The sequence below is a fragment of the Gehongia tenuis genome (assembly GCF_014384795.1).
In the GTDB taxonomy this organism is placed as follows: Bacteria; Bacillota; Clostridia; order Christensenellales; family NSJ-53; genus Gehongia; species Gehongia tenuis.
The window spans coordinates 677,482-689,825 of sequence record NZ_JACRSR010000001.1 but is presented as its reverse complement, the minus strand read 5'-3'; the positions used below and the strand labels follow the sequence as shown (position 1 = coordinate 689,825).

Here is a 12,344-nt window from a genome sequence, read left to right as displayed (position 1 = left end):
CCTCACAGTACTGTTAGCCGCCGAAGGCCTCCTTCATCTTGTCAAAAAAAGTTTTGTGCTCGTTGTATTCCTTGCCGGTCACCGTGCTGTCAAACTGCCGGAGAATATCCCGCTGTTTTTCGGACAAGCGCTTTGGCACCTCCACCGTCACCTTGATGAACAGGTCGCCCTTGCCGTTGCCGCCAAGGACGGGCACGCCCTTGCCCTTGAGACGGAAAACCGTACCCGACTGAGTGCCCTCGGGGATCTTGTAGCGCACCTTGCCTTCCAGGGTGGGCACTTCAAGCTCCGCGCCAAGGGCCGCCTCGGTAAAAGTGATGGGCATTTCGCACCGAAGATCGTAATGCTCCCGGCGGAAGAGCTGATGGGGTCTCACGGTAACCCGCACATACAGATCCCCGGCCGGACCGCCGCGAAGCCCCGGCTCACCCTGGCCCCGAAGGGTCACAGCCTGGCCGTTGTCGATGCCCGCGGGAATATTGACGGAGATGGTCCTTGTCCTTTTCACCTGGCCCTTGCCGCCGCACTTGGGGCAGGGCGTCTCGATGATCTGGCCGGTGCCCTGGCACTGGGCGCAGGGACGCATGACCACCGAGCGGCCGAACAGGGTATTCTGGGAGGTCTGCACCTGTCCGCTGCCGCCGCAGGTGGGACAGACTTTGGGCGAGGTGCCCTTCTTTGCGCCGCTGCCGCCGCACTCCTCACAGGATTCGCTGCGGCTCACCTGAATTTCCTTCTTACAGCCAAAAGCGGCCTCGGTGAACTTCAGCGTCACGTTCACCTGAATGTCGCCGCCCCGCTGGGGGCCGTTGTTCGGCCGGCTGGTGCGGCCGCCGAAGCCGCCGCCAAAGAAGGCGTCAAATATATCCTCAAAGCCCCCGCCAAAGCCGCCGGTGCTGTACGTGTAGCTGCCGCCGCCACCGCCGAAACCGCCCATGGGGCCCTCGTGTCCAAACTGATCGTATTCCGAGCGCTTCTTGGCGTCGCTCAGAACCTCATAGGCCTCGTTGACCTCCTTGAACTTGGCCTCCGCTTCCTTATCGCCGGGATTCACGTCGGGGTGATACTTCTTGGCCAACTGCCGAAAAGCCTTCTTGATATCCGCGTCGGAGGCCGTTTTAGGTACGCCCAATACCTCGTAATAATCTCTTTTCGCTGCCAAATCAATACCTCCTCAAACCCGTTGCCCCACTTTATCATGAAGCACAGGAAGCGGGCGGCTCCAGTGCCGCCCGCTTGGCCCTGCGGTTTTTTGCATTACTTCTTGTCGTCATCCACGACCTCATAGTCGGCGTCCACCACGCCGTCATCGCCGGGCTGCTGGCCGGGATTGCCTCCCGCCTGCTGGCCCCCGGCGCCCTGCTGCGCCGCAGCTTCCGCCTGATAGACCTTGCCAAAGGCGTCGTAGGAGACCTGGGCGAGCTTCTCGGTAGCGGCCTTGATCGCCTCAAGGTCACCGCCCTCCTGGGCCTTCTTGACTGCGTCGATCTCGGCCTGGATGTTCTTCTTATCGTCGGCGGAGAGCTTCGCGTCCATATCCTTCAGGGATTTCTCGGTCTGGTACACCAGCGCGTCGGCCTGGTTTTTGACCTCGACCTCTTCCTTCTTCTTCTTGTCCTCCTCGGCGAAGCGCTCGGCTTCCTTGACCGCCTTGTCGATCTCGTCGTCGCTGAGGTTGGTGGAGGCGGTGATGGTCACCTTCTGCTCGTTGCCGGTGCCAAGATCCTTGGCGGACACATGCACGATGCCGTTCGCATCGATATCGAAGGTCACCTCGATCTGCGGAATGCCGCGGGGCGCCGGCGCGATGCCGGTGAGCTGGAAACGGCCCAGCGTCTTGTTGTAAGCGGCCATCTCACGCTCGCCCTGGAGCACATGCACTTCCACACTGGTCTGGCCGTCCGCCGCCGTGGAGAAGATCTGGCTCTTCTTGGTGGGAATGGTGGTGTTGCGGTCGATGAGCTTGGTGAACACGCCGCCCATGGTCTCAATGCCAAGGGACAGGGGCGTCACATCCAAAAGGAGAATATCCTTCACTTCGCCGCCCAGCACGCCGCCCTGGATGGCCGCGCCGATGGCCACGCACTCATCGGGATTGATGCCCTTGTGGGGCTCCTGGCCGGTGATGCGCTTCACCGCTTCCTGCACGGCGGGAATGCGGGTGGAACCGCCCACCAGAATGACCTTGTCAACCTCGCTGTTCGAGAGCCCCGCGTCCTTCAGGGCCGCATTCATGGGGCCCACGGTCTTCTCCACCAGATCCGCGGTCAGCTCGTCGAACTTCGCCCGGGTGAGGGTGATATCGAGGTGCTTCGGACCGGTGGCGTCGGCCGTGATGAAGGGCAGGTTGATATTGCTGGTCATGACGCTGGAAAGCTCAATCTTGGCCTTCTCCGCCGCTTCCTTGAGCCGCTGCATGGCCATGCGGTCGTTCCTTAAGTCGATGCCGGTGTCCTTCTTGAACTCATCCGCCAGGTAGTCGATGACCCGATTGTCAAAGTCGTCGCCGCCCAAACGGTTGTTGCCGTGGGTGGCCATAACCTCGAACACGCCGTCGCCGATCTCCAGGATGGACACATCGAAGGTGCCGCCGCCCAGGTCATAGATCAAAATTTTGTGGTTGTTATCCTTATCAAGGCCGTATGCGAGGGCCGCAGCCGTGGGCTCGTTGATGATGCGGAGCACTTCAAGGCCCGCGATCTTGCCGGCGTCCTTCGTGGCCTGGCGCTGCGCGTCGGAGAAGTAAGCCGGCACGGTGATGACCGCCTGGGATACGGTTTCGCCAAGGTAGGCCTCGGCGTCCTGCTTCAGCTTCATCAGGACCATGGCCGAGATTTCCTGGGGCGTATAGTCCTTGCCGTCGATATGGACCTTCTTGTCGGAGCCCATGTCCCGCTTAATGGACTGCACGGTGCGGTCCGGATTGGTCACGGCCTGGCGCTTGGCCACTTGGCCCACCAGACGCTCGCCGTCCTTGGAGAAGGCCACCACCGAGGGGGTGGTCCTGGCGCCTTCAGCGTTGGGGATGACGACGGGTTCGCCGCCTTCCATCACGGCTACACAAGAATTGGTTGTACCCAAATCAATACCGATAATTTTTCCCATAATTCTTTCCTCCTCGTTGCAATGATTGCACGTTAATTTTTGATATAAACTTTAACCATACTGTGCCGCAGCACCTTTTCGCCGATCCTGTAGCCTTCCTGAAAGACCTCGGCCACCTTGCCGTTCTCCTCGTCCTTCTCGGTGGGCTCCTGCATCACGGCGTTATGCAGGTTGGGGTCAAAATCGGTCCCCGCCGTTTCCATCTTGGTTACGCCCTGGGTCTCAAGGGCCGCGATAAACTGCTTGTAGATGTTCTGCACGCCTTGGGCGAAGGGGTCCTCCAGATTCGCGCCCTCCAGAGCCCGCTCGAAGTTATCCACCACCGGCAGCATGGACAAAAGCGCCTCGCCCCTGCCCTCGTCCAGGGCGTCCTTGCGGACACTCTGATTGCGGCGCCGGTAATTATCGAAATCCGCCTGGACCCGCTGGGCCAGCTGCACCATCTCGTCCTTTTGCTGGGTCAAGGTGTCGATCACCTTTTGCAGCTCGCCGATCTGGCTGTCAAGCTCAGCCGTTTCCACCTCGGCCTGAAGCTCCGGCTCCTGGGCCTCCTTCGTAGGTTCCTTCTTCTTGTCCTTCATTCCCATCCTCCTTAGATCTCGCCCCGCTTCATCAGCTCGGAGAGTATTTCGCCAAGGCTCTTGCCCATATAATCCAAAACGCTGATCACTTTGCCGTAATCCATACGGGTGGGGCCGATCACCCCAAAGGAGCCAAGCGTCTGATCGCCAATCTTGTAGGTGGCCGTTACCACCGAGCAGTCCCTCATCTGTTCAAACTCGTTCTCCGTACCGATGGTGACGGAAAACTCCATCTTGCTCGCCCGATTCAGCAGCTCGTAGAGCACATCCTTGGTTTCCAGCGTCATCAGGAAGTTCCGCGCCTTATCCATGTCGCTGTATTCAGGATAGTTCAAAATGTTGGCGGCGCCGCCCAGCACAACCTCCCGCTTTTCTCCCGCGGCAAAGTTCTGTTCCACCGCGTCCATCAGTTCCTTAAAGAACTGGCGGTAGGCGCCAAGGTCCGGCTTTAAGAATTCCCGAAGGGCCGACTGCACTTCGCCCGGCCGGAGTCCGGCCAGCCTTTCCGTGAGCATGCCCGATATCCGGTGCAGGTATTCGGGATCGATGCCGCCCGGAATGCGCATGGTGGTATCCTTGAAAACGCCCTTGTCGGTGACCACCACCAATAGGGCCAGGCCCTGGGAGATGGGCACCAGATGTACGCCCTTTATCAGCATGTTGTCAAATTTGGGCGCAAGCACCATGGACGTGTAATGGGTGGCGTCGGAGAGGATCTTGGCGGTGCGGTCGATGACCTGCTCCACCTCGTCCATCTGCTGGGTGAAATAGCCTCTCAGGTGATCGATCTCCGGCTTGGTCAGCCGCTCAACCCGCATCAGCCGGTCCACATAAAGACGGTAGGCCAGCTGGGAGGGCACCCTGCCCGCCGAGGTGTGGGGCTGTTCCAAAAGGCCCAGCTCCTCAAGATCGCTCATCTCGTTTCGAATCGTGGCGGAGCTAAGTCCCATCCCCGATTTTTTGGAGATGGTCCTGGAACCCACAGGCACACCCGTGACGATAAAATCGTCCACGATCGCCTTCAATATTTCCAGTTTTCTTGAGGATAGTTCCATACCTTTTCACCCTTTATTAGCACTCGCACCGATCGAGTGCTAATTTCTATTCCTACAATAACACCCGGTATCAACTTTGTCAACTCATTCGAGGCTTTTTTTATCCATTTCCTCCAAAGATTCCAGGAAGGGCAGAAGCGCCTGATTCTGCAGGTCTCTCCCCCGGTCGGTGAGCCTTAAAACGGGCGGTTCGAAGCTAAGAAGCCCCCATTTTCTGCCCTTTTCGACGGCGTCCCCGAAGACGTCAAAACCGGTGCCGTACCGCGCCTCAAAGGCCCGTTCATCCAGCCCCTCATTCAGCCTGAGGCCCAGCATCACCGCTTCAAAGAGGGCCTCCCTCCCCTCCACCCGTTCGCCCCGAAGCCATGCCCAGCTTTGACGGCGGACCGCCCTTTCGTACCCTTCAAAATCGGAAGGATTGAAGAAGCGTTCCTCGCCGAAAAAGGAATGGGCTGCAACCCCGAGTCCGATATAGGGCTCCCGGCGCCAGTAAAGAAGGTTGTGCCGGGACGCAAAGCCCCGCCTCGCGTAATTGGACAGCTCGTACTGAGCATACCCCATGCTCTGCAAGAAAGCGGTGCCCTCGTGGTACATGGCCCGCTCCTCATCCTCATCCGGGAGCTGTGCGCGGCCCCTTTGCACCCAGTCAAAAAGCGGCGTGCCCTCCTCCACCTTGAGGCTGTAGGCGGAGATGTGCTCCGGATGGAGGGCGGCCGCCCTTTCCAGCGTTTCCAGGAAACCGTCCACCCGCTGCCCGGGCAGGCCGAACATGAGATCCAGGGACAGATTTTCAAAACCGGCCTCCCTTGCCATACCATAGCTTTCCACAAATTCCTGCCAAGTATGAATGCGTCCGATAGCGGCCAGCAGGGCATCGTCTGCGCTCTGTACGCCAAAGCTCAATCGGTTCACGCCGCCCTGCCGGAGGGCGGCAAGCTTCCGCCTGTCCACCGTGCCGGGATTGGCCTCCACCGTGACCTCGCTGTCCTCCGCCAGGCGGAAATGCCGCCGTATCCCCGTCAAAAGACGGGAAAGGGCGGCGGCATCCAAATAGGTTGGCGTGCCGCCGCCCACGAAAAGGCTGGTGAAAACCTCATTTTTGCACAGTTCCCCCGCCGCCGCCATCTCCTGCTCCACGAGGCCGAGGTATCCATCCACCTGGTCCCGCCGGTTGGAATAGGAAACAAAATCGCAGTAGGCGCATTTCTTCTCGCAAAAGGGTATGTGCACGTAGATACCCGCCATAGCTCCTCCTAATCCATCTTCAGCACCGACATGAACGCTTCGGAAGGAATCTGCACCGTGCCCACCTGGCGCATGCGCTTCTTGCCTTCCTTCTGCTTTTCCAGAAGCTTCTTCTTTCGGGTGATGTCGCCGCCGTAGCACTTGGCCAAAACGTCCTTGCGCATGGCCTTCACCGTCTCCCGGGCGATGATCTTGCCGCCCACCGCCGCCTGGATGGGGATCTCGAACATCTGCCGCGGAATCACATCCTTCAGCTTTTCCGCGATGGCCCGGCCCCGGGGATAGGCCCGGTCCTTGTGCACGATGATGGAAAGGGCGTCGCAGATCTCGCCGTTTAAAAGGATGTCCAGCTTCACAAGCTCGCTACGCTCGTAGCCGATGAGCTCATAGTCGAAGGAAGCATAGCCCTTGGTTCTGGACTTCAGCGAATCGAAAAAGTCGTAAATGATTTCATTGAGCGGCATCCGGTAGCGGATGGTCACCCGATTGGTCTCAATGTAGGTCATGTCCTCATAGATGCCCCGCTTCTGCTGGCACAGCTCCATGATGGTGCCCACCGAATCCGGCGGCGCCATGATCTCCGCCCGCACCATGGGTTCCTCCATGTGTTCGATCTCCGCGGGATTCGGAAGGTTCGCCGGGTTGTCGATCAGCACCATCTCGCCGTTTGTCCTGATGACCTTGTAAACCACGCTGGGCGCTGTGGTGACAAGATCGAGGTCGAACTCCCGCTCCAGCCGCTCCTGGATGATCTCCATGTGCAAAAGGCCCAAAAAGCCGCACCGGAACCCAAAGCCAAGGGCCGTGGAAACCTCTGGCTCGTACATGAGGGAAGCGTCGTTCAGCTGCAGCTTTTCCATGGCGTCCCGAAGGTCCTCATAATCCGCACCGTCGGCGGGATAGATGCCGCAGTACACCATGGGGTTCACCTTCTTGTAGCCGGGCAGGGGCTCGGCCGCGGGGTTTTCCACCGCGGTGATGGTGTCGCCCACCCGGGTATCCGCCACGTTTTTGATGGACGCCGCCACGTAGCCCACATCCCCCGCCGCCAGCGTGCCGATGGGCGTGAGCCCGGGCCTGAAGACCCCCACCTCGGTGACGGGATACTCCCTGCCCGAGGACATCATGCGGATATCAAGGCCCTCCTTCACCGAACCTTCCATGATCCGAACGAAGCTGATGGCCCCTTTATAGGAATCGTAATAGGAGTCGAAGATCAGCGCCTTGAGGGGCGCGGTTTCGTCCCCCACCGGCGGCGGGATATGCTCCACCACCGCCTCCAGCACGTCTTCAATGCCCACGCCGGTCTTGGCCGACACCAAGGGCGCATAGGAAGCATCAAGGCCGATCACGTCCTCGATCTCCTGGCGGACCTCCTCCGGCCGGGCGCTGGGAAGGTCGATCTTGTTGATCACCGGCACGATCTCAAGATCATGCTCGAGGGCCATGTACACGTTTGCCAGGGTCTGCGCCTCGATGCCCTGGCTGGCGTCCACCACCAGGATTGCGCCCTCACAGGCCGCAAGGCTGCGGGAAACCTCATAGGAGAAGTCCACATGCCCGGGGGTATCGATGAGGTTGAGTTCATACTCCTCCCCATCCTTTGCCCGGTAGGGCATTCTGACCGCCTGGGCCTTGATCGTGATGCCCCGCTCCCGCTCCAGCTCCATGGTGTCCAGCACCTGGTCGTCCAGCTCCCGGGCGGAGAGCACCCCCGTTTTTTCCAGCAGCCGGTCGGCCAGCGTGGATTTGCCATGGTCGATATGGGCAATGATGCAGAAATTGCGAATTCTCTTCTGCCGCTGCGAATGATTCATCTTTCACCATCCAAACTTAGGTATTCTTTGTTATTATATCAGATAAAACGCTGCTTACCAACCGGAAATCGGGACAGGCCGGCAGGGATTGGCCCTCCGCGGGAGAAATATAAGAGTAAAGGTTATTTGGATAGGAGGCAGCGATATGAAGTGGATGGAAAATCTTTCAGCGGAGCTGGAGAAAAGGCATTACACGGTTCGATGCTTTGAAAACGGATCAGCGGCGGCCAAGGCTGCGCTGGAGGAGCTCGCCGGATGCGGGAGCGTGGGAATCGGCGGCTCCATGACGGTGGAGAAACTGGGGCTGTATGACGCCCTCAAGGACGCAGGGCACGAGGTTTACTGGCACTGGAAGGTGCCCAAAGAGGAGATGGATGCGGCCCGCCAAAAGGCTCTTCTTTCCGACGGTTATCTGCTTAGCTGCAACGCCATCACCGAGGACGGCATGATTCTCAACACCGACGGCACGGGCAACCGCATCGCGGCCTCCATCTTTGGTACCGGCAAAGTGATCTTCCTGGTGGGGAAAAACAAGCTGGCCAAGGATGTGCCGGCCGCCATGCAGCGCATCAACACGGTGGCCTGCCCCCTGAACGCACGCCGGCTCGGCCTTGCGACGCCCTGCGCCAAGAGCGGCGAATGCACCCAGTGCCAAGGCCCCGCCCGCATGTGCAATGTGACCGTCATCATGGAGGGTGCGCCCACCAGCCATCCGGTTCTCGTCTATCTTATTGACGAAGAACTGGGTTATTGAGCCGGCTTCACTCAGAATATCCGGCATGGCGGTTTCCTTCCCCACTGGCAGTTTGGGAAGGAGGCGCCTTGGATGAAGCTGTGGATTGCGGCATTCACGCTCGCTTTAATCCTGTGTCTTGGCGGGTGCTATTTCATCCCATCATCACAAGTCGACGGGGTTCTGGAAACCCCCATTCCTTCGGCTGCCGGCAGAGCGGAAATCACCGCTGGAGGCCCGGTGCCGTGGTGGAATGAGCATGCACTCTTTCGCCGGGTGCCCCGCTATGATTTGGGCGGCGAACTGAAAAGCGGCTATGAAAGCGCCCCGCTTGAGCTGCTGGGCGCCCATCATATCGTGCTGAAGGGTGTCGCGGAGAAGGAATACCTGGACTATGTGAATCTTTTAAGAGCCGATGGATACGTCAATTCTCTGGCTGATCTCATGGGCGAAAAATCTGCCGATGAGATGATCGAACGGGACGGCCTCGCCACATTGGTCAGGGACGGCCTGTCCGTCAATTTGGTCTATGACGGCAAGAACCGGGAGCTGTCCATTATGGTCTCCAGCGTCCCCTGAAAAAGCGCCGAACCGGCGCTTTTTCCTATTCCAGCGGCAGCACCTCGCAGCCGCGGCTGCGCACCTCATCGATAAAATCCCCAAGGAGCTCCGCATTGTCCTTTGAAACGGCATGCAAAAGGAAAATAGCGCCGGGATGAATGGCGCCCGTCACCTTGCCGTAGGCGGCTTCCCGTCCCATCTGATTCTCCGGGTCCCAGTCCCGGTAGGCGTAGCTCCAAAAGGCGCTCCGGTACCCCAAGGATTGGGCAAGGGCCAGCGTCTTTTGAGAGAATTCGCCCATGGGCGGGCGGAAGAGGCTCATGGACACCCCAAAGCCCTCCAGCACCTCGTCATGAAGTTTTGTGATCTCCAGCGCGGCCTCCGCTTCGGAGATCTCCGGCATGGAGGGATGGCTCCAGCTGTGATTGCCGAGAATATGGCCTTCGTCAATGATCCGCCGGACCAGTTCGGGATTTCGCTTCACATAGTCATGGGTCACAAAGAAGGTGGCCCGAACGCCCTTTTTCTTCAGCGTATCCAGGATGGACGCGGTATAACCGTTCTCATAGCCCTCGTCAAAGGTGAGATAGACGCTCTTGCCCGCTCCGATGAACAGCCCGCCCAGCTCACCGTATCTTTCCTGATAGTCCAGGGCCTTTACCGGCCGGTTTTTATCGTCCAGTTCGAGGCCCTGGCCCCAGCCTTCCTTGGCGGTGTCAAGATCCTCCATGCTGACCGCCGGCGAAACTTCGGGAGCCGCCGGCTGCTCCGCAGCCGTGTCCGGCGATGCCGGCGCTTCCAGTTCCGATGCGGCCGCAGGCAAAGCCGGCGATTCGGGCGCCCCTGCGTCCTTCAGGGCGATCCACCGGACCTTATCCGCCTCCGCCGCCCGCATGGGCTCCCCCATGGGGCCGCCCAGAATCACCAGCGCCGCCATCCACAAAACCAGACAAGACCGTTTCAATCCGCTCATACTTCCCCTCCCAAGGCTACTATATGTGCGGCCCCGGGCAAAATGCCTGTGGTCTTTCCCCAGCGCCTCCTGTATAATGAAACAAAAAAAAGGAGATATGCTATGGACATCACCGCTGCTGAAGCCCGAAGATTCCTCATCGCCCATCAGGGGCTCTCCGGCACGCCCTTCCGGGGCAAATCCGGAATTCTGCACTGCCTTGAACGCGTGGGCTCTATCCAGTACGATCCCTTGGATGTGGTGGGGCGGAACGCCGATCTTGTGCTTGCGGCCCGCATTCCCGGATACCGCCGCGCCATGCTAAGCGATCTTCTCTACAAGGACCGGCTACTCATGGACGGCTGGGACAAGATGATGTCGATCTATCCCGTATCCGACTGGCCCGCCATGGCCCGGGTTCGGGCGGCCCGGGCGATACAGATGCAAAACGTCCTCAAATGGCGGGGCACGGACAGAGCCCTGGAATATCTGGATCTGGTCAAGAACTTCATCAAGGAGAATGGACCCGCCGCCTCCACCCAGCTCAGGGTGGGTTCGGCGCCCAAGCATCGGGGCGGCCCCCGGGATCTGGCCGGCGCTGCCATGGACTACCTGTTTCATACCGGAGAACTCGGCGTATACGCCAAAAAAGGCGGTCAAAAGATCTATGACCGAATGGAGCATCTGCTGCCGCCGGAGCTCTTCGCCGCGCCCGATCCCTTCCCCGATGAGGGCGCCTTTCTGCGCTGGTATGTGAAACGGCGGATCGGCAGCGTCGGGCTTCTTCGGAACAAAAATACCGGCGGATGGCTGGGCGAATTCCTTGAAAACCGGGCCGTGCGCGACAGGGCCCTCGCGGAACTGATGGATCTTGGCGAGGTATTGGCCGTGAACGTGGAGGGATTCAAGGAGCCCTTCTATATGCAGGCCGAATCCCTGCCCCTCATGGAAAGCCGGCCCCAGCCAGGCAGAAAAGCAATCTTTCTCGGGCCCCTGGACAACCTTCTTTGGGACCGGGATATGATCGCCAGACTCTTTCATTTTGACTACACCTGGGAGGTATACGTGCCCGCCGCCAAACGGAAATACGGTTACTACGTGCTGCCCGTGCTGTACCGGGACAAGCTGGTAGCCCGCTTCGAACCGGACCACCATCGGGGCACGGACCCCCTTTGCATCAAGAACTGGTGGTGGGAGCCCGATGTTCGGCTTACGCCCGCCCTGTGCCGAGCGGTGGAGGAAGCCCTTGAACGCTTCGCCGCCTATCTGGGCGCTTCCGGCGTTGAAGGCGCTCCTTCCGGCCTCCCGCCCCGCTGACATCTCAAAAATTAAGGTCCCCCTTTCGGGGGACCTTTTTTCGTCTAAGCCTTTTGCAGCCGGTCCTCGGCATATCGGCAGGCCCCCGAATCCACCAGCTCGCCGTAGGCCAGGGGCCGGTCGATCACGCGGCCCTGGACCAGGAATCCTTGCCAGCGGTCCAGTTCATCCTTTTTGATGTCCACCGTGGCATCCCACATGCCGCACCGCCGGTAGGCGTCCACCACCTCAATACCGTCCTGAGGCGCCACCTTCGGCCAGTTTCGCCTCAGAATCTCTTCACAGTCCCTGCCCTCGTGCTGCAAAAGCCAGGCGGTCGCCCTCTTGAGGGCCAGGGTGAACCGTCCGGCGAGTTCGCCGTTCGCGTTTATGCCGTAGTATACGCTCCAGGGCACCGGTCCGCCCATGACAGCCAGATCCGCCGCCACATAGCCCCTGCCCAGCGCCGCGAGCTCCGCGGCAAGATCGCTTTTGAGCAGCACGTAATCCCCCATGCCGCCCTGGAACAGCTCAAAATGCATGGCCGCCGTGAAGTCGTGCACGAATTCAATCTTCCTCACATCGGCGCCGCCTTCCGCCGCAATCCCCTTAAGAAACAGCCCGGGGCTTGCGCCGTTGCCGCCGCTGACCAGCACCACTCGGTTTTCAAGATCCTGCCACCGGAAGCTCTTGGCCGGCCGTCTCGCCATGAGCACCAGCGGACAGCGCGAAGCGACTTTGGCGAAAGCTCTGTATTTTCGGCCCAGGCGGTTGTTGTAGATGGCGGGCACCCAGATGCCGCCCACCACCGCGTCATATTCGCCGCTGTCGATATCCTTCAGCACCTGGGTCCAGGGCGAGGGCACGTAGCTCGATACCGAAAGGTCCACGTCCCGGAAATAGCCCAGTTCCTCCGCCAGATACTGGGGCATGTAATTGATGGATACGCCGGTAGCGCTGATGCGAAATTCGTCCATGTCTAAAATCCCCTTTCCTTTG

11 protein-coding genes are annotated in these 12,344 nt (G+C 59.8%); 3 read left to right on the top strand and 8 right to left on the bottom strand.

Features of this window, described 5'->3' with window-relative positions:
* Positions 1 to 13: 13 nt before the first annotated feature.
* The 6 genes from dnaJ to lepA all read right to left on the bottom strand — a co-directional run bounded on the left by dnaJ (position 14) and on the right by lepA (position 7,803).
* Positions 14 to 1,162 (bottom strand): molecular chaperone DnaJ, encoded by a 1,149-nt coding sequence (gene dnaJ, locus H8696_RS03495; protein ID WP_249314972.1) that lies wholly within the window; start codon positions 1,160 to 1,162, stop codon positions 14 to 16.
* 95 nt (positions 1,163 to 1,257) lie between these two features.
* Positions 1,258 to 3,105 carry a molecular chaperone DnaK gene (dnaK, locus tag H8696_RS03490; protein ID WP_249314968.1) on the bottom strand — a complete coding sequence of 616 codons (1,848 nt, stop codon included), beginning with the start codon at positions 3,103 to 3,105 and terminating at the stop codon, positions 1,258 to 1,260.
* A gap of 32 nt (positions 3,106 to 3,137) precedes the next feature.
* The gene (locus H8696_RS03485; protein WP_249314967.1) at positions 3,138 to 3,686 is read right to left on the bottom strand and encodes a nucleotide exchange factor GrpE; all 549 of its coding nucleotides are present in this window, start codon (positions 3,684 to 3,686) and stop codon (positions 3,138 to 3,140) included.
* An 11-nt stretch (positions 3,687 to 3,697) separates the two neighbouring features.
* Positions 3,698 to 4,741 (bottom strand): heat-inducible transcriptional repressor HrcA, encoded by a 1,044-nt coding sequence (gene hrcA / locus H8696_RS03480; RefSeq protein ID WP_249314965.1) that lies wholly within the window; start codon positions 4,739 to 4,741, stop codon positions 3,698 to 3,700.
* 84 nt (positions 4,742 to 4,825) lie between these two features.
* Positions 4,826 to 5,986: a radical SAM family heme chaperone HemW gene (gene hemW, locus H8696_RS03475; protein WP_249314963.1), complete on the bottom strand. Its 1,161-nt coding sequence runs from the start codon at positions 5,984 to 5,986 to the stop codon at positions 4,826 to 4,828.
* A gap of 8 nt (positions 5,987 to 5,994) precedes the next feature.
* A complete protein-coding gene (gene lepA / locus H8696_RS03470) occupies positions 5,995 to 7,803 on the bottom strand; it encodes a translation elongation factor 4 (protein WP_249314961.1) in 1,809 nt (602 codons plus the stop codon).
* A gap of 145 nt (positions 7,804 to 7,948) precedes the next feature.
* On the opposite strand from lepA, the gene H8696_RS03465 reads away from it, so the two are divergent.
* Together H8696_RS03465 and H8696_RS03460 are read left to right on the top strand one after the other, a co-directional pair.
* Complete coding sequence (locus tag H8696_RS03465) at positions 7,949 to 8,557, top strand: lactate utilization protein (protein ID WP_249314958.1); 609 nt, start codon at positions 7,949 to 7,951, stop codon at positions 8,555 to 8,557.
* Positions 8,558 to 8,629: 72 nt separating this feature from the next.
* On the top strand, positions 8,630 to 9,115 hold the full coding sequence (locus tag H8696_RS03460) for a hypothetical protein (RefSeq protein WP_249314956.1): 486 nt from the start codon (positions 8,630 to 8,632) through the stop codon (positions 9,113 to 9,115).
* A gap of 25 nt (positions 9,116 to 9,140) precedes the next feature.
* Here H8696_RS03460 and H8696_RS03455 read toward each other — a convergent pair whose 3' ends face one another.
* A complete protein-coding gene (locus H8696_RS03455) occupies positions 9,141 to 10,070 on the bottom strand; it encodes a polysaccharide deacetylase family protein (protein WP_249314954.1) in 930 nt (309 codons plus the stop codon).
* Positions 10,071 to 10,172: 102 nt separating this feature from the next.
* Here H8696_RS03455 and H8696_RS03450 point away from each other — a divergent pair, with 102 nt between their 5' ends.
* Entirely contained in the window at positions 10,173 to 11,366 is a 1,194-nt protein-coding gene (locus H8696_RS03450; protein WP_249314952.1) for a winged helix-turn-helix domain-containing protein, read from the top strand.
* A gap of 44 nt (positions 11,367 to 11,410) precedes the next feature.
* Here the strand turns inward: H8696_RS03450 and H8696_RS03445 are convergent, their stop codons facing one another.
* Positions 11,411 to 12,322 carry an ABC transporter substrate-binding protein gene (locus H8696_RS03445; RefSeq protein ID WP_249314951.1) on the bottom strand — a complete coding sequence of 304 codons (912 nt, stop codon included), beginning with the start codon at positions 12,320 to 12,322 and terminating at the stop codon, positions 11,411 to 11,413.
* Positions 12,323 to 12,344 lie beyond the last annotated feature (22 nt).

Excerpts from the sequence above, each read along its gene's own strand:
- lepA (WP_249314961.1), bottom strand. The coding sequence starts at position 7,803 with ATGAATCATTCGCAGCGGCAGAAGAGAATTCGCAATTTCTGCATCATT.
- H8696_RS03460 (WP_249314956.1), top strand. The coding sequence starts at position 8,630 with ATGAAGCTGTGGATTGCGGCATTCACGCTCGCTTTAATCCTGTGTCTT.
- hrcA (WP_249314965.1), bottom strand. The coding sequence starts at position 4,741 with ATGGAACTATCCTCAAGAAAACTGGAAATATTGAAGGCGATCGTGGAC.
- dnaK (WP_249314968.1), bottom strand. The coding sequence starts at position 3,105 with ATGGGAAAAATTATCGGTATTGATTTGGGTACAACCAATTCTTGTGTA.
- hemW (WP_249314963.1), bottom strand. The coding sequence starts at position 5,986 with ATGGCGGGTATCTACGTGCACATACCCTTTTGCGAGAAGAAATGCGCC.
- H8696_RS03455 (WP_249314954.1), bottom strand. The coding sequence starts at position 10,070 with ATGAGCGGATTGAAACGGTCTTGTCTGGTTTTGTGGATGGCGGCGCTG.
- H8696_RS03450 (WP_249314952.1), top strand. The coding sequence starts at position 10,173 with ATGGACATCACCGCTGCTGAAGCCCGAAGATTCCTCATCGCCCATCAG.
- H8696_RS03445 (WP_249314951.1), bottom strand. The coding sequence starts at position 12,322 with ATGGACGAATTTCGCATCAGCGCTACCGGCGTATCCATCAATTACATG.
- H8696_RS03485 (WP_249314967.1), bottom strand. The coding sequence starts at position 3,686 with ATGAAGGACAAGAAGAAGGAACCTACGAAGGAGGCCCAGGAGCCGGAG.
- H8696_RS03465 (WP_249314958.1), top strand. The coding sequence starts at position 7,949 with ATGAAGTGGATGGAAAATCTTTCAGCGGAGCTGGAGAAAAGGCATTAC.